Here is a 20,535-nt window from a genome sequence, read left to right on the forward strand (position 1 = left end):
CCCGACGCTCCCGTATTCCGCAAAAAAAGCCCCTGAATCCAGGGGCTTTTTTTTCGTCCGCAACCGCCAACATGAGGAAAGCGATCATGGCCAATCCACTGTACCGCAAGCACATCATCTCCATACCCGACTTCAGCCGCGAGGAACTGGAACTGGTGGTGGAGACCGCCAGTCGCTTGAAGCAGAACCCGCGCAGCGATCTGCTGCAGGACAAGCTGGTGGCCAGCTGCTTCTTCGAACCGTCCACCCGCACCCGGCTGTCGTTTGAAACCGCGGTGCAACGCCTGGGCGGCAACATCATCGGCTTTGCCGACGGCGGCAATACCAGCGCCAAGAAGGGCGAAACGCTGGCCGACTCGATCAAGATCATCAGCTCCTACACCGACGCGGTGGTGATGCGCCACCCCAAGGAAGGCGCTGCGCGGCTGGCCAGCGAGTTTTCGGCGGTGCCGGTGATCAACGGCGGCGACGGCTCCAACCAGCACCCGACGCAAACCCTGCTCGACCTGTTTTCCATCCGCGAGACCCAAGGCCGGCTGGATGGCCTGACCGTGGCCTTCGCCGGCGATCTGAAATACGGCCGCACCGTGCACTCGCTGGCGCAGGCGCTGTCGCTGTTCGGCGCGCGCTTCTATTTTGTGGCGCCTGAGGTGCTGGCGATGCCGGACTACATCTGCGAGGAACTGGACGAGAAGGGCATTCAGTACACGGTGGCGGAGAGCCTGGAAGACGTGATCCCGGAAGTGGACGTGTTGTACATGACCCGCGTGCAGCGCGAGCGTTTCGACGAGGCCGAGTTCAAGAAAATTCAGGGCCAGTACGCGCTGCGCGCCGAAATGCTCAAGTCCGCGCGTCCCGGCATGAAGGTGCTGCACCCGCTGCCGCGGGTGGACGAGATCGCGGTGGATGTCGACGCCACGCCGCACGCCTACTACTTCGAACAGGCCAAGAACGGCGTGTATGCGCGCCAGGCGCTGCTGTCGCTGGTGCTGAACGAAACCGTGTAATCAGGCAAGAAAAGAGGACAAGATCATGCAATACACCCGCACCGTAGAAGCGCTGAAGCAAGGCACCGTGATCGATCACATTCCGGCTGGCGAAGGCGTCAAGATCCTGCGCCTGTTCAAGCTGGCCGAGAGCGGCGAGCGCGTCACCGTGGGCCTGAACCTGGTGAGCCGCCACATGGGCAGCAAGGACCTGATCAAGGTGGAGAATGTGGCGCTGACCGAGGAGCAGGCCAACGAGCTGGCGCTGTTCGCGCCCCAGGCTACCGTCAACGTCATCGAAAACTTCGAAGTTGTCAAAAAGCATAAATTGACGTTGCCGGAGGCGGTGGAGGGCATTTTTTCCTGCCCTAACTCCAATTGCATATCTCACAACGAGCCGGTGATCAGTTTCTTCTACGTGAAAACCGTCGCTAACGACACAAAAATGAAATGCAAGTATTGCGAAAAAGTGTTCAGTAGGGATATTGTTGCAGAAGTGCGCTGAGTCGTACAAAGGACGAGAATAGAGAAAATCAAGAACAAGCACTGCACTGACAGTCGCTGTAAAAAAAGAGGAGCGCCGCAGGCAACTGCGGCGCTTTTCGTTTTCCGCGCGGCGGCGCTCTGCTAGGCTTGACGCCAGTCGCCCTCACCGTGTTTCCGTTCGCATGCACTTGCCGCCCAAACTGCGCCATCTTGTTCTGATCCCCTTGTTCGCGGCCGCGTGCGGCGTGCTGGGCGCTTTGCTGGTGCTGTGCTTCCAGGCCGCGCTGCATGCGCTGGCGTATCTGCTGGGCGGGCACGCCAGCGGCCTGGTGGAGATCGCCAGCCGGCTGGCGCCGTGGCAACGGGCGCTGGCACCGGTCTTGGGCGGATTGCTGGCCGGCGTGGTATTGGAGCAGGGCCGGCACCTGTTGCGCGGCGCGGCCGCCGGCGATTACCTGGAAGCGGTGCGCGTAGGGGATGGCCACCTGAGCCTGCGCCGCACCCTGGTCAACAGCCTGTCCTCGCTATGCACCGTCGCCAGCGGCGGCTCCATCGGCCGCGAAGGGGCGATGGTGGCGCTGTCGGCGCAGGGCGGCTCGTTATTGACCCGGCTATTGCCGATGAGTTTGCCGCAACGGCGGCGTCTGGTGGCTTGCGGCATCGCCGCCGGCTGGGCCGCCGCCTATCATGCGCCGGTATCGGCGATGGTTTTCGTCTGCGAGGTGGTATGGCGACGGCTGGATGCGCGTTCGCTGCCGGCCTTGGCCTTGGCGGCGCTGACCGCCAGCCTGACGGTTAATCATCTGTTTGGCTTGTCTCCCCTGTATCAACCTCCGCCGTTGCCGGCGCCCGGCGCGCTGGCGCTGGCCGGCTATTGCCTGCTGGCCTTGATGTTGGGCGCTTGCGCCCCGCTGTTTCTGCTGCTGATGGAACTGGGCCGGCGCGCTTTCGCCGGCTTGCCCTGGCGGCTGCCGCTGCGGATGGCGCTGGGGGGCGCGGCGGTGGGCTGCCTTGCCTGGTTCTGGCCGCAGATGTGGGGCAACGGCTACAGCACGGTATCGTGGCTGCTGGGCCATCAGCCGGCCTGGCAGCTGGTGTTGACGCTGCTGCTGTGCAAGCTGGTGGCGACGGCGGCGACCAGCGGTTCCGGCGCGGTGGGCGGCATCTTTACGCCGATGCTGTTCGCGGGCGCGGCGTGCGGCGCGCTGGCCGGCCAGCTGTTGAATCTGGCTTTGCCCGGCTGCTTGCCAGGAGGGGGAGCGGTGCTGGTGGGGATGGCGGCGTTCTTGGCGGCGACTGCTCAGGCGCCGTTGTTGGCGGTGGCGATGCTGATGGAGCTGACCGGCGCCTGGAGCATGCTGTTGCCGGTGGCGCTGGTCGCGCTGCTGGCTGCGCGCGTCGGCCGCTTGCTGGGCGGCCGCGCGCTTTATCACGATGAGACGGAAGGTGTCAGGCGTCGGCTGCCGGGCCGTTGGTGGGGTCGCCGTCGATGAAGCGCTGCAGATAGACCAGATCCAGCCAGCGGCCGAATTTGAAACCGACTTGCGGCAGGCGGCCCACCTGGACGAAGCCCAGCTTCTCATGGAAGCGGATGGAACCCTCGTTTTCGGCGTCCACCGCGCCCAGCATCGTGTGTTTGCCCAAGGCCTGAGCGCGCGGGAACAGCGCCTGCACCAGCGCGGTGCCTATGCCCTTGCCGCGGGCCTGTTCGGTCAGGTGGACGCTGTGCTCCACGGTGAAGCGGTAGCCGGGGCGGGTGCGGAAATCGCCGAAGCTGGAGAAACCCAGCACGCGGCCATCGTCTTCCTCGGCCAGCAGCACCGGGTAGCCGGCCGCGGTGCGATCCTGGAACCACAGCGCGAATTCGCCCGGCGTCAGCGGGTCGTCGTTGTAGACAGCGGTGGTGGTGGCGATCACTTCGTTGTAGATGTCGAGTATCGCAGCCAGGTCTTCCAAGTTGGCTTCACGAATCTGCATGATCTGTCCTTGCGTGAGGTCGTAGGGGCCTTGAATCAAGGCTTGTGCAATTAACGTGCCAGTTTCAGCCGGCAGACGGGGTTTTCTTGCGCGGGCTGCGCTTCTTGCGGGCCGGGGCGGCCGGGGCATCCTCATGTTCGGCCGCCGGCGCGTCCGCGCTTGCCGGCTCGCCGTCATGGCGCAAGCGGATCTCGCTGTGCAGCTTGGAGCCATTGCGGCTCTCCTGCACCGTCAGGAAATCCAGTTTCTTCACCATCTGCGACAGCCGGCTATGTCCCCAATTGCGCGGATCGAACGATGGGTCGTTCTTGGCCAGGTAGGAGCCGACGGCCGATAGTTCGGCCCAGCCGCTGTCGCGGGACACCGCCTCGATCGCCGAGGTGAACATGTCTTGCAGCGGGTGGCGTTCCTTCGCCGGCGCCGGTTTGGCGCGCGCACGGCTGGTGCGGGTCTTCGGGGCGGCGGGTTCCGCTTTGGCCTTGGCCGGCGGGGCCGGACGCAGGACTTCGGTGAACACGAATTTATCGCAGGCGGCGATGAAGGGGCGCGGCGTCTTGGACTGCTCGCCCAGGCCGATCACGGTCAGTCCGGCTTCGCGCAGCCGGGTGGCCAGGCGGGTGAAGTCGCTGTCCGACGATACCAGGCAGAAGCCATCGAAATTGCCGGTGTAGAGCAGGTCCATCGCGTCGATGATCAGCGCCGAGTCGGTGGAGTTCTTGCCCTTGGTGTAGGCAAACTGCTGGATGGGCGAGATGGCGTACTGGTGCAGCACGTCCTTCCAGCCCTTCAGTTGTGTCGTGGTCCAGTCGCCATAGGCGCGCTTGACGACGGCGGTGCCGTATTTGGCCACTTCGGCCAACAGCTCCGCGATCAGCGACGACTGGGCGTTGTCGGCGTCTATCAGTACCGCCAATTTGCGGTTTTCCATTGATGCTTTCGGGTAGGGCGACAGCACATGCTAAGCCGGGCTTTTCGCATCTGTCAAAAAGGCGGTGTCGGGCAGGGCGGGGCGATGAGCCGCCGCACATCTTCGGCCGCAGCCGTTCCTAAGCTGGCATGGCTCTTGCGTTGTCTACTGTGACAGGGCTAACCGGGAGGGCGCAATGATGGCAGCGGCGGCGAGCAGAACCAGCGATATGGTGGTGTTCAATTATCGCCGTCCGGTGCGGGCGCGGCGAGTCGAACTGCAGGGCGGCAGCCGTTTGTGGCTGGTGGAGATGCTGGACATGCGCGGCCAGGTGTGGGTCTGGCAGGACGAATGGGACGGCGCCGACGCCGCGCTGGAGCGCGCGCGCCGGCTGAGTTTGATGCTGGAATGAATTATTTCTTGGCGATGGTCTTGCCGTAGGCCTCGGCTGCGGCCTGCATCTTCGGCAGCAGGGTCTTCTCGGCGGTCTTCAGCGTTTCGCCGGCGATAGCGTCGCCGATCTGAGGTTGTTGCTTCAGCAGCTTCTGACCGGCCGGGCTCTTGTAGAAAGTGTTGATCTGCTTGAGTTCGTCGGCGCTGAATTGCGCGCTGATATTTTTCACTACTGTTTGTTCAAACTGCTGCTTAACAGCGGCAGAACCAAAGTAGTCAGCAGCTAGTTTATGGATCCCATCCATGTAACCTTTAAGACCAGCCTGAGCCTTCTTTTGTTGGGAAGCATTGAGCTGGATCTTGTTCTTGCCGAGGTAGTCCTGCAGCAGAAGCGGGCCACTGGCAGTGGTGCGTTCAACTAGTGCGGGCAGCATGTTATTGATGTTCAGCGTGGCGGCCAGTTCCTTGGCACCGGCTTCCTGGGCGGCGTCAGCATGGGCCAACAGCGGCATCGAAAGCAGCACGGCGACGAGGCCGGCCTTCAGCGGGCGGGAAGCAAACATGGCAAATCCTTTGATCTGGTGAAAGATATCGGATCGGCAGTGTGACACCGCCAGGCGGGAAGGTCAAAGCGGAACGGGCGATCAATGGCTGTCGGCGGGCGGCAGCGGGCTTTGCCAGCCGCGGTAGGCGGCGAGATTATCGCGGGTGACCAGGGTGACCGGCACCTTCACCAGGCGCGCCGTTTTTTCCCCCTGCCGCAGGCGCTGCCCCAGCAATACCGCTTCGCGGCCTATCCGATACGGCGATTGGCTGGCCGAGGCGATGATGGGTCCGGGCTGGCGCAAGGCCCGCTCGATGTCCGGCGAGCCATCCACCGAGGCGATCCTGACGCGGCCGGCCTCCTGAGCGGGCAGCGCCTTGGCGCAACCGAGCGCCTGGCGGTCATTGGTGGCGAACACCGCGTCTATGGCTGCAAAGCGCGCCAGATCGCTTTGCAGCGCGCGCTGGCCGCCCAGGCTGGAGCCCTGGCCGTTGACGCCGTTCAGCACGCGGATGCCGGGAAAGGATGCCAGCGCGGCGCGGCAGCCGGCGATACGGTCGCTGACCGAACTGACCGGCGGCCCGCTCTGGATCAGCAGCGCGCCCTTGCCGCCCAGCTGCCGGGCCAGATGGCGGCAGCTGATTTCGCCGGCCTGGCGGTTGTCCGACTTCACCGTGCCGTCGGCGCCCGGCGCATCCACATCCACCGCCACCACCACAATGCCGGCGGCGCGCGCCGCCCGAACTTGCGGCGCGATGGCGCGGCTGTCCACCGCGCCGAGCAGGATCAGATCCGGTTTCTGTTCTATCAACTGTTGCATTTGCTCGCGCTGTCGCGGCAGGTTGAAGTTGGCGGACAGCGAAATGACTTGCACCGATGGATTGAGACGGTGCGCGGTCTGGATCGCGCCGCGCGTCAGCGCTTGATAGAACGGATTATCCAGCGCGCCCACCGTGATGCCTATCCGTTGCGGCGCGGCGGCTTGTGCCGGGGCGCAGGCGAGGAAAAACGGCAGGCTGGCCAAAAGGACGGTGGCGAGGCGCATGGCGACGGACCGCGAGAGAAACGATGTTTCAGTTTAGACCAGCGCCGAGTTGACTGGAGCCGCCTGAGATTGCAGACGGTGGCCGGCGCGCGTTGCCAGCCGCAGCAGCAAGGGCCAGCCTTCCTCCCATTGCCGGTGGCCGGAGTCGATATTGATATGGCCGGCGTGCTGCAGCCAGGTGATCGGCGCCTGCCAGTAACCCGCCATGCGCGCGGCGCGCGCCGATTTGCAGAACGGATCGTTGCTGCTGGCGACAATCTGCGCCGGGAAGGGCAGCGGCTGGCGCGGCACCGGGGCGAAGTTCAGCAACTCCGCCGGCGCGAAGGCGCGCTCCACGTCGGCCGGCGCCACCAGCAGCGCGCCGGCGATGCGGCCCGGGTGGCGGGCGGCGTAGTGGGCGACGGTGACGCAACCCAGGCTGTGGGCGATGACCAGCGGCGGCTTGCTGCAGCGCGCCAGCGCCGCGTCCAGGCCGTCCAGCCAGTCCTCGAGTTGTGGGCGTTCCCAGTCGGCGTTGTCCACCCGGCGCGCGCCCAGGCGGCGCTGCCAGTGGCTTTGCCAGTGCTCGGCGCCGGAGTTGCGCCAGCCGGGCTGGATGATCAGATCAAATGCTTGCAGCAGGGGGAGCATGGCTGGCCTTCGCATGGGTCGATGTCTGGACTGTAGCGTGGGGCGATCTGCAATAAAAATAATAATGGATTGATTTGTTATTCTTTTATGGAATAAATTGCCTGTTCAGCCGGACTCCCGCTCGCGGCAGTTCAGCCACAATCGCAGGTCGAATTCCAGCTGGTGATACTCCGGCAGCATGTGGCAGCACAGCTGGTAGAAGGCCTTGCCGTGGTCGCGCTCCTTGAGGTGAGCCAGCTCATGCACGGCGATCATCTGCAAGAAGGGCAGCGGCAGTTCGCGGAACAGCGCGGCGATGCGGATCTCGCTCTTGGTTTTCAGCCGGCCGCCCTGCACCCTGGAAATCGTGGTGTTGGTGCCCAGCGTGCCTTTCAAAGGGTGCTGTTGATTGTCGTACAGCACCTTGGACGGCAGCGGCGCGTTTTTCAGATAGCGCTGCTTCAGCGCGGCGACAAATTGATACAGCGCCTTGTCGGTTTGCACGTCGTGCGGGTCCGGGTATTTGCGGCGCAGCAGGGCGGGCAGCTCTCCTGCGTCGAACAGGGCTTGCGCCTGTTGCACCAGCGACAGCGGATATTGCGGCAGGTATTTGAGATTAGCCATGGCGTGTATTGTAAGCGCCGCAGTGTGGCCGGCGCTCATATTCCTGGCTGGCAAAGCCGGGCAGGGTCGGTCCAGTGAAAGCGCAGCGCGATGGCGCGGGTGGCGGCCGCCGTGTCCTCCTCGCGGCGCTCAAGCACTTCGCCGCCTAGCCTGGCATACACGGCGCAGGCATCGGCATTGCGCTCGTAGACCCAAAGATAGAGCGGCCTGCCCGGCGCGATGCGGCAAGCCTCGGCCGCTGCGGCTGCCATCAGCGCTCGGCCGATGCCGCGTCCTTGCTGATCGCCGCGCACATGCAGATTGTCCAGATAAACGCCCAGTTCCGGCGCCTCGTCGGGCAACAGGCAGACGAAACCGACCGGCTCGTCCTCCCAGCAGGCGATGCGCACCCAGAGCGGCGTTTCAGAGGCGAAACGGGCGCGCCATACGGCAAGCCTGTCGCCATCGGCGCGCTCGTCAAGGTAAGCATCAGGCAGGATGCCGCGATAGCTCGCGCGCCAGCTTTGCGCGTGGAGGGCGGCAATGAGGGGGATGTCGTCGCTATCAGCGGGACGCAGGCTAAGCATGGACCGGTTTTCCGCAAGGTTTCACGTGGAACAGCATAAAGCCGGTCTGGCGGATTTAGCCAATTTTTATGCGAGCCGGCCGGTTTTTTGCCGCAAATTTAGCAGGGCCTCTCTACGCTCCTGACGTTGACCAAAGCTAGGAGAGCGAGATGGCCGTTCCCGTCCGAAGCGCATTGCGTCGCAGCTGCCGCGAGGCCTGCGGAGTGGTGATTCTGAGCCGCCTGCCCGCCAAGCGCGATGGCGGACAGACGCTGCGTCAGCGCCGGCAGTTGGCGCGGCTGCGACTGGGGCATGGCTGCCTGCCGCCGCCGCTAGGGTTGTGGCAGCGGCTGGGCGGCTGGCTGGCGCGTCACTTCAGCCGCAACGGCGCGATCAAGACGTTCTGAGCGTCGTTCGACAGCCACAGCTGGCCGTCCTGGATGGTGGCGGTCAGCTGCATGCTGCGTTCGGCCAGCGCGGCCAGCGCCTGCAACGCTTCGAAATCGATGCGAAACACTTCCAGCTTGTCCAGCCGCGACAGCTTGCTCTCATTCTGTCCCCACCATACTTCGCTGGCGCGGCCGCCATAGCTGTACAGCGCCACGCGGTCAGAACGCGAACAGGCTTTCTTCAGCCGTTTTTCGTCCGGCTCGCCCAGCTCTACCCACAGCTCAATCTCGTCGGAATAGTTCTTCTGCCACAGCTCCGGCTCGTCGTCCGCGCACAGGCCGCGGGTGAAGGCCAGCGTGTCGCTGGCGTGCAGGGCGAAGGCGACGATGCGCAGCATCATCCGTTCCAGCGTTTCCGACGGGTGCTGGGCCAGGGTCAGGGAGTGGGTGGCGTAATAGCCGCGGTCCATGTCGGACAGGATGAGCGTGGCTTTGTAGATGGTGGCGTTCAGGGCCATGGCGGGTCTTTGCTGATTCGGGTTGCGCCCGGCGCAGGATGGCGCGGGCGTCCGATTCTAACCGCAGCGCGTCAATGGCGCCATGTTGGGGCGGCGCGCGGCTGACAAAATCCAGCCGCCGGCGTGCGTTGGTCCGTCCTGCGACGGGTAGGGTTTACGGCGTCGGCTGCGTGGTGCATTCCAGCGATTCGCCGCGCCAATTGACGCTGGCGTCGCGGCCCTTGATCCAGAATTCGACGCCCTGGCCTTGGTAGCGGGCGCCGCTGCCGCTCATGCCTTGGTGCACGATGACCAGCGAATTGCCGCGTTCCAGCTTGGCGGTGGCGGGGCGCGTGCGGTAGAAGGTCGCCAGGATGGTGCTGTCCGGCTGGCCCTTGCATAGATAGCGCAACGGCGTCAGGGACGGCGCCAGCGCCCAGGCCGCCTGCAGTTGGGAAATGCGCAGGATGTAGGTGTCGCCCAGGCACATGTGGGGATCCTCTTCCTTCATGCAGTCCTTCAATGACTTGACCCAGCGCTTCTGTTCATTGATCAGCTTGCCGCGCGCGTTGTTGCCGGTCTGATCCGCCTTGGCCAGCGCCTGGGCGTAGAACTTCTCCAGCCGGTTGTCCAGCCGGGTCAGGCCGTCGTCCTGGCACACCATGCTTTCCACGGCGTTGGCCGGCTGATCGCAGTGGAAGTCGGTGGCGACCTGCGGGGCTTCCGCCACCGGTTTGGCTGCCTCGACGGTCGTATGTTCGGCGCCGCCAGCATGCGGGCGGTCGTTCTTGCCGGCCAGCGCCAGCGCCGGCAGCAACAGCAAAGAGCCTATCAGCCTGGTAGGGGCTATGGGCATATTCAATCCTCAAAAACGACAACAAAAAACCACCGCATCGTTGCGGCAGAGCTGGCGGGGCCGGCGGCGAGTTCCCATCGCCATCGATTGCCTGTACACTGCGACGCTTCGTGCGAGTACCAGTCCCGCACGTTCTTCACTCCACGAGTTTCAACTCACACTATCCCGTCAGCCTGGATTGGTCGCAGTTCTGCGATAGGCCGTCGCAGGAGCATATTATGTCCGATCTTACCTTTGCCGACCTAGGCCTGGCAGACCCCTTGCTGCGCGCCGTAGCCGATACCGGTTATACCACGCCCACGCCTATCCAAGCGCAAGCGATTCCGCAAGTGCTGCAAGGCGGCGACCTGCTGGCCGCCGCGCAGACCGGCACCGGCAAGACTGCCGGCTTCACGCTGCCGCTGTTGCAACTGTTGATGCGTTCGCCCAGCCACCATGCCGGCCGGCCGCGCGCCCTGGTTTTGACCCCCACCCGCGAGCTGGCCGCCCAGGTGGAGGAGTCTGTCCGTACTTATAGCAAATACCTGCCTTTGAAGTCCTTGGTGATGTTCGGCGGCGTCAACATCAATCCGCAGATCAAGGCGCTGCGTTCCTCGGTGGACATCCTGGTGGCGACGCCGGGCCGTCTGCTGGACCATGTCGGCCAGAAGACAGTGGACCTGTCCGGCGTGGAAATCCTGGTGCTGGACGAAGCGGACCGCATGCTGGACATGGGCTTCATCCACGATATCAAGAAGGTGCTGGCCAAGCTGCCGGCCAAACGGCAGAACCTGCTGTTCTCGGCCACGTTCTCCGACGAGATCAAGGCGCTGGCCGACAAGCTGCTGGATAACCCCAAGCTGGTGGAAGTGGCGCGCCGCAATACCACCAACGAGCTGGTGACGCAGAAGGTACACCTGGTTGACCGCGATAAGAAGACCGATCTATTGATCCATCTCATCCGCGAGCACAATTGGTTCCAGGTGCTGGTGTTCACCCGCACCAAGCACGGCGCCAACCGCCTGGCGGAGAAGCTGGACAAGATCGGCATCTCGGCCGCCGCCATCCACGGCAACAAGAGCCAGAACGCGCGTACCCGCGCCCTGGCTGACTTCAAGAGCGGCGAGCTGCAGGTGCTGGTGGCGACGGACATCGCCGCGCGCGGTCTGGACATCGACCAGCTGCCGCACGTGGTCAACTTCGAGCTGCCTAACGTCCCGGAAGACTATGTGCACCGCATTGGCCGCACCGGCCGCGCCGGCACGCCGGGCGAAGCGCTGTCGCTGGTGTGCGTCGACGAGTTCAACTTCCTGCGCGACATCGAAAAGCTGATCAAGATGTCGATCGAGCGCTTCACCGTGCCGGGCTATGAGGCCGACCTCAACGTCAAGCCGGAGCCGATTCCGATGGGAGGCGGCGCGCGCGGCCGCGGCCAGGGACAAGGCCGTGGCGGCCAAGGACAGGGACGCAGCCAACAGCCGCGCAACCCGGCGTCCAAACCGCGCCATCAAACCGAAAGCAAGCCGGCCGGCCATGGCCGCACCGGCGGTCCGCGCCAAGGACAGGGCCAAAACGCCCGTTCCGAAGGCAACCGCAGCGGCAAGCCCGCCGCGCCGAAAGCCGCGTTGTTCACGCCGCCGAAGAACCGCTGAGCCAGCATGCGGACGACGCCCGGTGTAAATTACACCGGGCGTTTTTCATTGATGCGAATGGTATTGCCAGTTATTCTCACGAAGAGACTGTCCGCAGCATATAAAACAAACTGACAGCTCGTTCATTGCAGGAATCGGGAAAACAATGCGATACCACGGCATGCTGCTGGGTATCCTGAGCTGGGTTGCGCTGCTGGCGACTCCAGTTGAGGCTGCCCCGCGCCTCAAGATCACCCTGTCCAATCAGGAATGGCCGCCGTATATGGGCCAGGAGCTGCCTTACGACGGGATACTGTCGCGGCTGGTGAAGGAAGCCTTCGCCCGCGGCGGCGTTGACGTCGCTTTCCGCTATTACCCCAACAACCGCACCTTGCAATCGGCCCGCAACGGCCAGGTGGACGGCAGCTTCGGCTGGGCGCCGACGGCGGAGCGCAAGCGCGACTTGTTGTATACGCTGCCGGTGCTGTCGGCGCGCATGGTGTTCTTCCAGCGCAAGGAGCGCCCCTTGGCGTGGAGCCGCTGGAGCGAACTGAAGGGCGCGCGGGTCGGCATCACCGTCGGCAATTTCTATTCCGACGATTTCGACGCCCAGGTCAAGAATGGCACGTTGACGGTGGATAACGCGCCGGACGATCTGATCAATCTGCGCAAATTGATAGCCGGTCGCATCGACCTGTTTCCCATCGACCAGGAGGTGGGCAAATATCTGATCGCCCACCACTTCAGTCCGGCGCAGGGGGCGGTGCTGGAGGCGCAGAACAAGACGTTCTGGGCGGCGCCGCTGCATGTGGTCATCTGGCGCAAGCATGCGCGCGGACCGGAGCTGGTGGAGCGTTTCAACCGCGGCTTGAAGGCCTTGCAGGACAGCGGCGACTTCGAGCGCTTGCTGCAGGAGACGCGCGAGGCCTGCCTGCAGCCGCGCAGCGTGGCGCCGTAGGGAGCGCTTATATCGGCACCGCCAGCGTATGGCGGTAGACATGTCTGCGGCAGGTCTCGACAAAGCCAAGCTTGCGATGCAAGGCCAGCGAGCCGGCATTGCAGTCGGCGACTAGCGCTTCCATGGCTTCGATGCCCCGTGACTGCAACGCGATTGCTGCCACCGCGTACATTGCGGCGGCGATGCCCTGTCCGGTGTCGCGCGGATCGACGCCTACCGCCTCCACCTGTCCCGCAGCGCACGCCAGTAGAAAGGCTCGGTAGCTGCCATCCGGCGCCGCCCACACCTGGCTGGCGGCGTCATCGGCGCTTAGCCAATCCTCCCTCAGTTTTTCCGGGGAGTGGTACGGCACATGCGGAACCTCAGCGAAGCAGCGCGCGAACAATGCGGCTAGTCTGGTCCAATCCACTGCCATGGTCTCGACACGCTTCCATTCTTTTGGCATGGGGCGAGGCAAGATGGCGGCGCTCGGCGCGCTCAGCGTCAGAAAATCAAAGTGCGGCTGGAAACCATGCGCCAGCAAGGCGGCATGCTTGCCTTGCTCAGTGTCTGCGGCGCTGACGTGGACGAAGCGCGCGCCAGCCACGGCGGCTTCTTGCAGCAGCGTCTCAATCAAACCGTCCAGCGCGGGGCGATTGGCGGCTAGCAGGGGCCCGCCATAGAGTTCGCCGTTGCGCGGCACATTGGCGGCGACCCAGCCGACCACGCCGGCCGCTTTGCCACGCTCCAGCCAAACCCGAACTTGCTCGCCGTTGCCGCGCATCGGGTCATTCAGCAGGTTGCGCAGATCGTCGATCTGTCCGGCATCGGGCTTGGGCGCGCGCAACGCCGCCAGCACGCGCAGCCAGCGCTCTTCATATCGATAGGGACCGTTATGCATGATTTTGCCGGAAAAAAGCAAAATCATGACATTGCTATTTTGACGCGACAAGCCTTTCGCGCGCCTGTTGCAGCAGCTGTTGAGACAGTGCCGCATCGTCTATCAGCCGCGCCAGCGACAGGCTGCCCACCATCATGGCTAGGTCGGCCAGCGCGCTATCCGGTTGGCCGTCGCGCTGCCTGGCGTGCGCCAGCGTGGCCAGTATCGCCTCCAGCTCGCCGGCGACCCGCTGGCGGACAGTGACGCCCTGGCGCGCCAGCTCGCCGGCCAGCGCGGCCAGCGCGCAGCCGGAGTCGGGCAGATCGCGGTGGGCCGGGCTGAGGTAGTCGCTGGCCAGCGCCGCCATGCATTCGCCCGGCGCCGCCTGCTCCAGCAGTTGCCGCCAGTGTTGGTTCAGCTGTTGCAAGGCCTGGCTGCAGGCGGTGGCCACCAGTTGCTCCTTGCTGTCGAAATGGGCGTAGAAGCCGCCATGGGTCAGGCCGAGGTCGGCCATCAGGTTGGCGATGCCCACGCCGGCCAAGCCTTCGGCGCGGAAACGCAAGGCCGCCATCGCCACGATGCGCTGGCGGGTCTGGGTCTTGTGTGCGTCTGGATAGCGCATGCTTGCTCCAGGGTTTCATATGATTGCCATCATCTGAACAATACCAAGCGGAATCAGCAAGATAAACCGCAAGCTGCATGCCGATGCGACACGGCAATAGTCCTTCACAGGATAAGGCGGCAATTTGATGGATTTGCCGGCTTTTCAAGACTAATCTGAGATGCATAATCAGGCGCGGCGACGGCCCGCCCATACAGGATGGAGTCGAGATGTCGGTTCGCGATGCGGCTTGGCGCAGCTGGGGGGCGTTGGCTGTTTTACAGGCGGCGGTAGCCGCGGCCTGCGCGCTGTTCGCCGCGCTGTTGGCAGCGTGTCTGCCGTCGCCATATTCCCACTGGCTGCAGCTGGGCTTGCCGCTGGCGTTGGCCATGCTGTTGCGTCTGGGGCGGCGAGTCTGGCCAGGTCTGGCGCTGGGTTTGCTGTGGCTGGCGTGGGGCGAGCCGGGGCTGCTGCTGGCCGAGCGGCTGTTGCTGGCCGCCAGCGGCCTGGCTGCGGCCTTGTTCAGCGCCTATCTGCCGCCGCGGCGGAGTCGGCCCTTTTTCCGTCAGGCCGATGTGCTGGCCTTTCTGGCTGGGCCGGTGGCGCTGGGCAGCCTGCTGGCGGCGTTGGGCAGGGTCTTTGTGCTGTTGCCTGCTTACCGGCACCAGCTGCCGGAACTGGCCTGGGCATTCGCGCGGGTCTGGCTGGGCGATGCCGTGCTGCTGCTGACGCTGGCGCCGATTCTGCTGCTGGCCGGCCGCACCGAGCGCTCATGCGGCGGCGGGGCCTGCTGGCGCGAGACTTCGCTGGTGGCCGGCGCCACGCTGTCGCTGGCGGCGCTGGTGTGCTGCGCGCTGCCCGGGCGCGGCGGCCACTACGCCATTCTGCCGTACCTTTTCATCATGCTTTTGCTGTGGCTGGCTTTCCGCAGCCAGCTGCTGCTGGCGCACGTGCTGGCCCTGGCGATTGTCGCGCTGGCCTTGGCGGGCATCCGTTTCGAGGCCGGCGCGCTGGCCATCGCGCCGACCATCGATGAGTCGCTGCTGAATGTGGCGCTGCTGGGCCTGGTGCAGTCGGTGACGCTGCTGGTGTTCGGCGCTTTGCTGGAAGAGCGGCGCCAAGTGGAGCGCAACCTGTTGCAGGCCAACCAGTCGCTGGAAGCCAAAGTCGGCGAACGGACCAGCCAGTTGGTGGAGAGCGAGGCCCGCTTGCGGCTGATGGCGGATGCGGCGCCATTTCCCCTGGCGATGAACCGGCTGGCCGGCGGCGAGCTGATCTATGCCAACGAGCGCGCAGAGGAGCTGTTCGGCACCCATCTGCATCCATCGCGCGCGCTGCGGGTGCAGGATTTCTACGTTAATCCGCAAGAGCGGGAGGATGTGGCGCAGGCGTTGCGCGTCAACGGCCGGGTGGCGGACCGGGAGGTCAAGCTGAAAAACGCGCAGGGGCGAGAATTCTGGGCGCTGATTTCCTGTTCGGTGGTCAAGAGCGACAAGGTTTGGTATGCCATCAACGGCATCAACGACATCAGCGAGCGCAAGCGGCTGGAGCAGAATCTGCGCGATGCCAATGCCTCGCTGCGCCGCAAGGTGGAGGAGATCGAACGGCTGCAGCAGGGGCTGCGCGACCAGGTGCTGCGCGATCCGCTGACCGGCCTGTTCAATCGCCGTCACCTCGATGACATCCTGCCGCGGGTGCTGGATCACATGCTGGCGCTGCACCGCGACGTGGCGGTGTTGATGGTGGACGCCGACCACTTCAAGCGCGTCAACGACACCTACGGCCATCGCTGCGGCGACGCGGTGCTGACCGCGCTGGGGGCGTATCTCAGCGATCACTTCCGCAGCGGCGACATTGTCTGCCGTTATGGCGGCGAGGAATTCTTCGTGCTGCTGCCGGGGGCCTCGCTGGACGCGGCTTTCGCCAAGGCGCAACAGCTATGCGAGGCGGTGCGCGCCATGGAGATAGACGCGCTGGGCCATACCTTGTCGGTGACGCTGTCCATCGGCCTGGCGCTGTGCCCGCTGCATGGCGAAGACGCCGAGAGCGTGGTGCTGGCGGCGGACGAGGCGCTGTACCAAGCCAAGCAGCAAGGGCGCGACCGCGTTTGCGTCGCCGCGCCGATCCAGATGCTGTCCTGAGGCCGGCGCGCGCCTGCCGCGCGTGCTACCATCGCTGCATGGAACTCTATCGACTGTTGCAACAACAAGGCTTTGGCGGCCGCAAGGAGTGTCGCCAGCTGATCGAATACGGCCTGGTGCAAGTGAATGGCGAGGTGGTGGACAACTACCGCGCCCAGTATGAGCTGGCCGACATCGCCAGCCTGGTGGTGGACGACGAGCCGTGGCCGCTGGTGATAGGCCCGCTGTATCTGCTGCTGCACAAGCCGGCCAATTACGAAACCTCGCACAAGCCGCAGTGCCATCCCAGCATCTACCGCCTGCTGCCGGACCAGTTTTCCAATCTGGACCTGTCGGCGGTGGGGCGGCTGGATGTGGACACCACCGGCCTGATCCTGCTGTCCAACGATGGGCAGTTCATCCACGCCCTGAGTTCGCCGAAGAAGCTGGTGCCCAAGGTTTACCGCGTCACGCTGAAGCACGAGGCCACGCCGGAGCTGATCGCCAAGCTGCAGAGCGGCGTCTACCTCAACGACGAGGCGCGCGAGTTCGCCGCCGACAGCATCGAGCAGATCGACGCCCACACCATCCTGCTGACCATCACCGAGGGCAAGTACCACCAGGTGAAGCGCATGGTGGCGGCGGCCAGCAACCGCGTCGAGGCGCTGCACCGCGAAAGTCTGGGCGCGATTGTCCTGGGCGACCTGCCGGTGGGCGAATGGCGGCATTTGACTCGCGCAGAATTGGCGGCCTTCGGCTTCTGACAGAAGCGGAAACGCAACAACGGCGGGAAGCCTGGCTCCCCGCCGTTTTTCATGGCTCCGCGCTTGCCGCGGCAAGCGGCCGCGGCGCGTCGTTGCGCGGGGCGGCCACATGCGCCCAGATGCCGGAGATATCCGGCGCGACATGGTCGGCCAGACTATGGTCGTCCGGATAATCGCCGCCGTTCTGGCGGCGGAACGGAATCGGGGCCTCGTCGAACAAGCCGGCCAGCCGGCGTCGCCAGTGCTTCAGCTGGTCTGCCACTTCCTCCCGGCTCAGATGGTTGACGCCGTACACTGCGTGGATGGGCAGCACGTCCATGCCTGGGTAGAACAGGCAGCCATGGGTCACCGGAAACAACAGCTCCTTTAACGGCCCATTGATGCCGCGCAGGCCGTAGTCTTGCTCGCCGCCGCCCACCATCGCCGCCAGCAACGCGCGCTTGCCCTTGAGCAGGCCGTCGCCGTAGCGCAGCCGGTTGCCCTGGCCCTGATAGCCGTAGCCGAAACCATAGGCGTAAACGCGCTCGAACCAGCTCTTGAGAATGGCCGGGATGCCATACCACCACAGCGGAAACACAAAGATCACCGCGTCGGCGGCCAATAGCTTGCGCTGCTCCTCCGCCACATCGGGCGGCTGCGTGCCGGCGGCGTAGGCGTGGCCGGATTCGGCGATGAAGGACAGGCGCTCGGGATCGGCGCGGTCCGGAAAGTCATCGGCGTCCAGCACCGCTTTCCAGCGCATGCCGTACAGGTCTGACTGCAGGACGCGATGACCGTTGCGGCTCAGGGTGTCGATGGCGACATCGACGAAACTACGGGTCAGCGAGGTTGGTTCAGGCTGGGCGTAGACCAGCAGGACGGTGCGGCTCATGGGGGCTCCGTGGCATCAGATCAAGGTGGCCGCAGTGTGGCCGGATATGATAGATAAGTGAAATTGATAGATTTCTTGCTAGCTATTCATCCTATGGATACCAAACGCCTCGATCTGAATCTGCTGCAAACGCTGGAAGCGCTGCTGGAAGAAGGCAATGTCACCCGCGCCGCCGCGCGGCTGCACTTGAGCCAGCCGGCGGTCAGCGCGCAATTGGCCAGGCTGCGCGCGCAATTCGGCGATCCGCTGCTGATTCCGGCGCCGCGCGGCATGCGGCCGACCGCCAAGGCCGAGGCGCTGCTCGCGCCCCTGCGCGATGCCTTGCGCCAAGTGCGCGACATGCTGGCATCGCATCAGGATTTCGATCCCGCCACGGCACACATGACTTTGAACATCGCCTGCACCGACTACGCCCAGGCGGTGGCGGTGATTCCGCTGCTGCGGCGCTTGCGCGAGGCCGCGCCCGGCATCCGCGTGGCGGTGCGCAATCTGGAGCCGGCCCGGCTGCTGGCGCAGACCGAACGCGGCGAAGTCGATCTGGCGCTGATCAGTCCCGATTGCGCGCCGGACAGCCTGCACGCCAGATTCTTGTTCGATGACCGCTATGTGCTGATCGGCCGCCACGGTCATCCGGCGCTGCAAGGCGAAGTGACGCTGGAGCATTATTTGACGCTGGAGCATGTAGTGGTGTCGCTGGGCACGGGCGATTTCTCCACGACGGTGGATGCGGCGCTGGCGGAGAGAGGCGTAGCGCGGCGGGTGGCGCTGTCGGCCGCGTCCTTCTTGCTGGTGCCGGAAATCGTCGCCCAGACCGATTGCGTCGCCTTGCTGCCGGAACGCTTGGCCTTGGCCTGCCGCGAACGCGTGCAGCTGCGGGAGTGCCCGTTTCCGCTGCGCCGCTTCGACGTGGCCATGGCGTGGCACGAGCGTAGCCACGGCCATCCTGGCTTGTGTTGGTTGCGCGGCGAGCTGGCTGGCTTGATGGGTGCAGAGGTTTAGCCCTTCTTTGCCAGCCGCCTATACAGCGTGGAGCGGCTGATGCCCAGCGCCCGCGCCGCCGCGCTGGCATTGCCGCCGCAGCGGCGCAGCACTTGCTCTAGCGCGCTCTCCGTCACGGCATGGCCCGCGCTGGCCATATCCGCGCGCAGCGCGGCCGGCAGATGCTCCAGGGTTAGCGTTGCGCCATCGTCGGCCAGCGCCAACAGCGTGGCCAGCAGGTTGGACAGCTCGCGCAGATTGCCCGGCCAGCGGTAGCCGCGGATGGCCTGGGCCAGGGCGGGCGACAGCGCGATGCCGCGCCGGGCGGCGCCCATGCCGTCCAGCATGCTTTGGGCGATGGCCGCTACGTCGCCGCGTTCGCGCAGCGGCGGCAGCGTCAACGGATAGTGGCATAGCCGGTAGTACAGGTCGGCGCGGAAGGCGCCTTCGGCCACCCGCGCGCGCAAGTCGCGGTGGGTGGCGCAGATCAGCCGGATGTCCAGCCGCTGCGCCGGCCCGCCGCCCAACGGCGTCACTTCGCGCTCCTGCAATACCCTCAGCAGCCGCGCCTGCAGGCTCAGCGGCATGTCGCCTATCTCATCCAGGAACAGCACGCCGCCATCGGCCTCGCGCAGCCGGCCCTTGCTGCCCTGGCGGCTGGCGCCGGTGAAGGCGCCGCTCTGGTAGCCGAACAATTCGGCCTCGATCAGCCCTTCCGGAATCGCCGCGCAGTTGACCGCGACAAACGGCGCGCCGCGGCGGCTGCCGTGATCGTGCACGGCGCGCGCCAGCCTGTCCTTGCCGGTGCCGGTCTCGCCTAGGATCAGCACCGGGATGTCGGCTTCCAACAGTTTCAAGGCGGTGGCGAACAGGGGCGCAGATAAGCCGTCCAGCGCGGGCGCGCTGTGGGATGGCGCTGCTGGCTGCGCCGGGCGGTGCTTGGCGGCGGGCGGACGCAGCCGGGCCGATGCCTGCTGCGCCCCGATCCCCAATGCGCCCAGCGCCTCGCCGTGGCGGCTCAGCCAGTGCTCCAGGCTCTGGCCGAACAGGGCGGCGAAGTGGCGCGGCCGCCAGTCGCCCGGCTCCAGGCCGCATAGGGCCAGCCCGGCGCGGTTGGCGGCCAGCAGCCGGCCGTCTTCGTCGAAAACCAGTTGGCAGGCGGCCGGGCTGTCCAGCAGCCGCGGGTCGCGATGCAGGCTCAACCGCCAGCCGAGGCGCGCCGCCTCGCTCAGCAGCAAGGCCTCGATCTGGCCGCGCGCGGCGCGCAATGCTTGCAGCTGCGTCTCGCCCAGTTTGCGGCTGGCGCCGCTGATGTCCAGCACGCCCAGCATCTGGCCTTGCGGGCCGAGCAAGGGGCTGGCCGCGCAGCTGAGGGCGCGGTTGCGCTCCAGGTAATGCTCCGCGCCGCGCACCAGCATGCTGTCCGCCGCGGCCAGCGCGGTGCCGATGGCGTTGGTGCCGCGCGCCGCCTCGCTCCAGTCCATGCCCGGGGCCAGCGCCAACCGCGCCGCCTTGTCCAGAAAACCGATGTCGCCGCTCTCGTCGAGTATCAGCCCTTGGCTGTCGGCCACCACCAGCGCCAGCTCATGCCCGGCCACCTGTTCGTACAGGCCGGCCAGGGCCGGCCGCGCGGCTTCCAGCCAGCCGGCGTTGGCTTCGCGCCGTTGGCGCAATGCGGCTTCCTCCAGCCGCTCTCCGCCGCGGCCGCCTGTGGGTAGGCCCAGGCTGCGGCAGCGTTGCCAGGAATGGAGGATGGATGACGGCAAGGCATGGCCGGGCAAGGGCTGGTCGGTGAAGAAGCGGCGGCGGATTTCGTCCAGCGGCAGGCGGGCAGCCTGGGTCATGCGCGTCTCCAGCAGGCTGTGCCGTCGCGGTGCGACAGCTGTGTCAGTCTGCGACAGTTTGGTGGGCGGTTT

Annotated in this window: 23 protein-coding genes; 10 read left to right on the forward strand and 13 right to left on the reverse strand. The window is 65.5% G+C overall.

All coding sequences use genetic code 11. The annotated features are described in order from the left end of the window. Nucleotides 1–86 precede the first annotated feature (86 nt). The 3 genes from pyrB to C2134_RS07625 all read left to right on the forward strand — a co-directional run bounded on the left by pyrB (nucleotide 87) and on the right by C2134_RS07625 (nucleotide 2,965). On the forward strand, nucleotides 87–1,007 hold the full coding sequence (gene pyrB / locus C2134_RS07615) for an aspartate carbamoyltransferase (RefSeq protein WP_043625707.1): 921 nt from the start codon (nucleotides 87–89) through the stop codon (nucleotides 1,005–1,007). A gap of 25 nt (nucleotides 1,008–1,032) precedes the next feature. Further along, nucleotides 1,033–1,491 (forward strand): aspartate carbamoyltransferase regulatory subunit, encoded by a 459-nt coding sequence (gene pyrI / locus C2134_RS07620; RefSeq protein WP_103318890.1) that lies wholly within the window; start codon nucleotides 1,033–1,035, stop codon nucleotides 1,489–1,491. A gap of 163 nt (nucleotides 1,492–1,654) precedes the next feature. Beyond that, entirely contained in the window at nucleotides 1,655–2,965 is a 1,311-nt protein-coding gene (locus C2134_RS07625) for a chloride channel protein (protein ID WP_103318892.1), read from the forward strand. Here C2134_RS07625 and C2134_RS07630 read toward each other — a convergent pair. Beyond that, nucleotides 2,922–3,449 carry a GNAT family N-acetyltransferase gene (locus tag C2134_RS07630; protein ID WP_043625712.1) on the reverse strand — a complete coding sequence of 176 codons (528 nt, stop codon included), beginning with the start codon at nucleotides 3,447–3,449 and terminating at the stop codon, nucleotides 2,922–2,924. The two genes, C2134_RS07625 and C2134_RS07630, sit on opposite strands and share 44 nt — an antisense overlap. A gap of 64 nt (nucleotides 3,450–3,513) precedes the next feature. Next, nucleotides 3,514–4,377, reverse strand: a complete 864-nt coding sequence (locus C2134_RS07635) for an NYN domain-containing protein (RefSeq protein ID WP_103318894.1) — start codon at nucleotides 4,375–4,377, stop codon at nucleotides 3,514–3,516. A 175-nt stretch (nucleotides 4,378–4,552) separates the two neighbouring features. Here C2134_RS07635 and C2134_RS07640 point away from each other — a divergent pair, with 175 nt between their 5' ends. After that, on the forward strand, nucleotides 4,553–4,768 hold the full coding sequence (locus C2134_RS07640) for a hypothetical protein (protein ID WP_103318896.1): 216 nt from the start codon (nucleotides 4,553–4,555) through the stop codon (nucleotides 4,766–4,768). A gap of 1 nt (nucleotide 4,769) precedes the next feature. Here C2134_RS07640 and C2134_RS07645 read toward each other — a convergent pair whose 3' ends face one another. The 5 genes from C2134_RS07645 to C2134_RS07665 form a co-directional block, all read right to left on the reverse strand. Then, nucleotides 4,770–5,312 carry a DUF2059 domain-containing protein gene (locus tag C2134_RS07645; RefSeq protein ID WP_103318898.1) on the reverse strand — a complete coding sequence of 181 codons (543 nt, stop codon included), beginning with the start codon at nucleotides 5,310–5,312 and terminating at the stop codon, nucleotides 4,770–4,772. Nucleotides 5,313–5,393: 81 nt separating this feature from the next. Beyond that, nucleotides 5,394–6,338 (reverse strand): substrate-binding domain-containing protein, encoded by a 945-nt coding sequence (locus tag C2134_RS07650; protein ID WP_103318900.1) that lies wholly within the window; start codon nucleotides 6,336–6,338, stop codon nucleotides 5,394–5,396. A gap of 33 nt (nucleotides 6,339–6,371) precedes the next feature. After that, on the reverse strand, nucleotides 6,372–6,968 hold the full coding sequence (locus C2134_RS07655) for an alpha/beta hydrolase (RefSeq protein ID WP_103318902.1): 597 nt from the start codon (nucleotides 6,966–6,968) through the stop codon (nucleotides 6,372–6,374). 105 nt (nucleotides 6,969–7,073) lie between these two features. Beyond that, nucleotides 7,074–7,571: a YgjP-like metallopeptidase domain-containing protein gene (locus C2134_RS07660; RefSeq protein WP_103318904.1), complete on the reverse strand. Its 498-nt coding sequence runs from the start codon at nucleotides 7,569–7,571 to the stop codon at nucleotides 7,074–7,076. 35 nt (nucleotides 7,572–7,606) lie between these two features. Next, nucleotides 7,607–8,137 (reverse strand): GNAT family N-acetyltransferase, encoded by a 531-nt coding sequence (locus C2134_RS07665; RefSeq protein ID WP_103318906.1) that lies wholly within the window; start codon nucleotides 8,135–8,137, stop codon nucleotides 7,607–7,609. Between the two features lie 149 nt (nucleotides 8,138–8,286). Here C2134_RS07665 and C2134_RS07670 point away from each other — a divergent pair, with 149 nt between their 5' ends. Then, nucleotides 8,287–8,523, forward strand: coding sequence for a hypothetical protein (locus C2134_RS07670; protein ID WP_103318908.1), 237 nt, complete (start codon nucleotides 8,287–8,289; stop codon nucleotides 8,521–8,523). On the opposite strand, the gene C2134_RS07675 is transcribed toward C2134_RS07670, so the two are convergent. Both C2134_RS07675 and C2134_RS07680 read right to left on the reverse strand, forming a co-directional pair. Continuing rightward, complete coding sequence (locus tag C2134_RS07675) at nucleotides 8,487–9,023, reverse strand: YaeQ family protein (RefSeq protein ID WP_103318910.1); 537 nt, start codon at nucleotides 9,021–9,023, stop codon at nucleotides 8,487–8,489. The two genes, C2134_RS07670 and C2134_RS07675, sit on opposite strands and share 37 nt — an antisense overlap. Before the next feature lie 154 nt (nucleotides 9,024–9,177). Further along, nucleotides 9,178–9,858, reverse strand: coding sequence for an MliC family protein (locus C2134_RS07680; protein ID WP_146042110.1), 681 nt, complete (start codon nucleotides 9,856–9,858; stop codon nucleotides 9,178–9,180). 218 nt (nucleotides 9,859–10,076) lie between these two features. Between C2134_RS07680 and C2134_RS07685 the strand changes: the two genes are divergently transcribed. Further along, the gene (locus C2134_RS07685; RefSeq protein WP_103318914.1) at nucleotides 10,077–11,489 is read left to right on the forward strand and encodes a DEAD/DEAH box helicase; all 1,413 of its coding nucleotides are present in this window, start codon (nucleotides 10,077–10,079) and stop codon (nucleotides 11,487–11,489) included. A gap of 160 nt (nucleotides 11,490–11,649) precedes the next feature. After that, nucleotides 11,650–12,426 (forward strand): substrate-binding periplasmic protein, encoded by a 777-nt coding sequence (locus C2134_RS07690; protein WP_199179894.1) that lies wholly within the window; start codon nucleotides 11,650–11,652, stop codon nucleotides 12,424–12,426. A 7-nt stretch (nucleotides 12,427–12,433) separates the two neighbouring features. On the opposite strand, the gene C2134_RS07695 is transcribed toward C2134_RS07690, so the two are convergent. Both C2134_RS07695 and C2134_RS07700 read right to left on the reverse strand, forming a co-directional pair. Then, nucleotides 12,434–13,306 (reverse strand): GNAT family N-acetyltransferase, encoded by an 873-nt coding sequence (locus tag C2134_RS07695; protein ID WP_158248718.1) that lies wholly within the window; start codon nucleotides 13,304–13,306, stop codon nucleotides 12,434–12,436. Nucleotides 13,307–13,340: 34 nt separating this feature from the next. After that, a complete protein-coding gene (locus C2134_RS07700; protein WP_103318918.1) occupies nucleotides 13,341–13,907 on the reverse strand; it encodes a TetR/AcrR family transcriptional regulator in 567 nt (188 codons plus the stop codon). A gap of 209 nt (nucleotides 13,908–14,116) precedes the next feature. Between C2134_RS07700 and C2134_RS07705 the strand changes: the two genes are divergently transcribed. Continuing rightward, nucleotides 14,117–16,027: a sensor domain-containing diguanylate cyclase gene (locus C2134_RS07705; RefSeq protein ID WP_103318920.1), complete on the forward strand. Its 1,911-nt coding sequence runs from the start codon at nucleotides 14,117–14,119 to the stop codon at nucleotides 16,025–16,027. Nucleotides 16,028–16,065: 38 nt separating this feature from the next. Then, nucleotides 16,066–16,770, forward strand: coding sequence for a pseudouridine synthase (locus C2134_RS07710; protein WP_103318961.1), 705 nt, complete (start codon nucleotides 16,066–16,068; stop codon nucleotides 16,768–16,770). Between the two features lie 49 nt (nucleotides 16,771–16,819). Here C2134_RS07710 and C2134_RS07715 read toward each other — a convergent pair whose 3' ends face one another. Then, nucleotides 16,820–17,641: an NAD(P)H-dependent oxidoreductase gene (locus tag C2134_RS07715; protein ID WP_103318923.1), complete on the reverse strand. Its 822-nt coding sequence runs from the start codon at nucleotides 17,639–17,641 to the stop codon at nucleotides 16,820–16,822. A 93-nt stretch (nucleotides 17,642–17,734) separates the two neighbouring features. Here C2134_RS07715 and C2134_RS07720 point away from each other — a divergent pair, with 93 nt between their 5' ends. Next, complete coding sequence (locus C2134_RS07720; RefSeq protein WP_103318924.1) at nucleotides 17,735–18,640, forward strand: LysR family transcriptional regulator; 906 nt, start codon at nucleotides 17,735–17,737, stop codon at nucleotides 18,638–18,640. Here the strand turns inward: C2134_RS07720 and C2134_RS07725 are convergent. Beyond that, the gene (locus tag C2134_RS07725; protein WP_233196387.1) at nucleotides 18,637–20,463 is read right to left on the reverse strand and encodes a sigma-54-dependent Fis family transcriptional regulator; all 1,827 of its coding nucleotides are present in this window, start codon (nucleotides 20,461–20,463) and stop codon (nucleotides 18,637–18,639) included. The two genes, C2134_RS07720 and C2134_RS07725, sit on opposite strands and share 4 nt — an antisense overlap. Between the last annotated feature and the right edge of the window lie 72 nt (nucleotides 20,464–20,535).

The sequence above is a fragment of the Chromobacterium sinusclupearum genome (assembly GCF_002902845.1).
Classification (GTDB): Bacteria; Pseudomonadota; Gammaproteobacteria; order Burkholderiales; family Chromobacteriaceae; genus Chromobacterium; species Chromobacterium sinusclupearum.

Excerpts from the sequence above, each read along its gene's own strand:
- C2134_RS07630 (WP_043625712.1), bottom strand. The coding sequence starts at position 3,449 with ATGCAGATTCGTGAAGCCAACTTGGAAGACCTGGCTGCGATACTCGAC.
- C2134_RS07715 (WP_103318923.1), bottom strand. The coding sequence starts at position 17,641 with ATGAGCCGCACCGTCCTGCTGGTCTACGCCCAGCCTGAACCAACCTCG.
- C2134_RS07720 (WP_103318924.1), top strand. The coding sequence starts at position 17,735 with ATGGATACCAAACGCCTCGATCTGAATCTGCTGCAAACGCTGGAAGCG.
- C2134_RS07710 (WP_103318961.1), top strand. The coding sequence starts at position 16,066 with ATGGAACTCTATCGACTGTTGCAACAACAAGGCTTTGGCGGCCGCAAG.
- C2134_RS07695 (WP_158248718.1), bottom strand. The coding sequence starts at position 13,306 with ATGCATAACGGTCCCTATCGATATGAAGAGCGCTGGCTGCGCGTGCTG.
- C2134_RS07655 (WP_103318902.1), bottom strand. The coding sequence starts at position 6,968 with ATGCTCCCCCTGCTGCAAGCATTTGATCTGATCATCCAGCCCGGCTGG.
- C2134_RS07680 (WP_146042110.1), bottom strand. The coding sequence starts at position 9,858 with ATGCCCATAGCCCCTACCAGGCTGATAGGCTCTTTGCTGTTGCTGCCG.
- C2134_RS07635 (WP_103318894.1), bottom strand. The coding sequence starts at position 4,377 with ATGGAAAACCGCAAATTGGCGGTACTGATAGACGCCGACAACGCCCAG.
- C2134_RS07650 (WP_103318900.1), bottom strand. The coding sequence starts at position 6,338 with ATGCGCCTCGCCACCGTCCTTTTGGCCAGCCTGCCGTTTTTCCTCGCC.
- C2134_RS07665 (WP_103318906.1), bottom strand. The coding sequence starts at position 8,137 with ATGCTTAGCCTGCGTCCCGCTGATAGCGACGACATCCCCCTCATTGCC.
- C2134_RS07690 (WP_199179894.1), top strand. The coding sequence starts at position 11,650 with ATGCTGCTGGGTATCCTGAGCTGGGTTGCGCTGCTGGCGACTCCAGTT.
- C2134_RS07675 (WP_103318910.1), bottom strand. The coding sequence starts at position 9,023 with ATGGCCCTGAACGCCACCATCTACAAAGCCACGCTCATCCTGTCCGAC.
- C2134_RS07700 (WP_103318918.1), bottom strand. The coding sequence starts at position 13,907 with ATGCGCTATCCAGACGCACACAAGACCCAGACCCGCCAGCGCATCGTG.
- pyrI (WP_103318890.1), top strand. The coding sequence starts at position 1,033 with ATGCAATACACCCGCACCGTAGAAGCGCTGAAGCAAGGCACCGTGATC.
- C2134_RS07725 (WP_233196387.1), bottom strand. The coding sequence starts at position 20,463 with ATGACCCAGGCTGCCCGCCTGCCGCTGGACGAAATCCGCCGCCGCTTC.
- C2134_RS07685 (WP_103318914.1), top strand. The coding sequence starts at position 10,077 with ATGTCCGATCTTACCTTTGCCGACCTAGGCCTGGCAGACCCCTTGCTG.
- C2134_RS07670 (WP_103318908.1), top strand. The coding sequence starts at position 8,287 with ATGGCCGTTCCCGTCCGAAGCGCATTGCGTCGCAGCTGCCGCGAGGCC.
- C2134_RS07625 (WP_103318892.1), top strand. The coding sequence starts at position 1,655 with ATGCACTTGCCGCCCAAACTGCGCCATCTTGTTCTGATCCCCTTGTTC.
- C2134_RS07660 (WP_103318904.1), bottom strand. The coding sequence starts at position 7,571 with ATGGCTAATCTCAAATACCTGCCGCAATATCCGCTGTCGCTGGTGCAA.
- C2134_RS07645 (WP_103318898.1), bottom strand. The coding sequence starts at position 5,312 with ATGTTTGCTTCCCGCCCGCTGAAGGCCGGCCTCGTCGCCGTGCTGCTT.
- pyrB (WP_043625707.1), top strand. The coding sequence starts at position 87 with ATGGCCAATCCACTGTACCGCAAGCACATCATCTCCATACCCGACTTC.
- C2134_RS07640 (WP_103318896.1), top strand. The coding sequence starts at position 4,553 with ATGATGGCAGCGGCGGCGAGCAGAACCAGCGATATGGTGGTGTTCAAT.
- C2134_RS07705 (WP_103318920.1), top strand. The coding sequence starts at position 14,117 with ATGTCGGTTCGCGATGCGGCTTGGCGCAGCTGGGGGGCGTTGGCTGTT.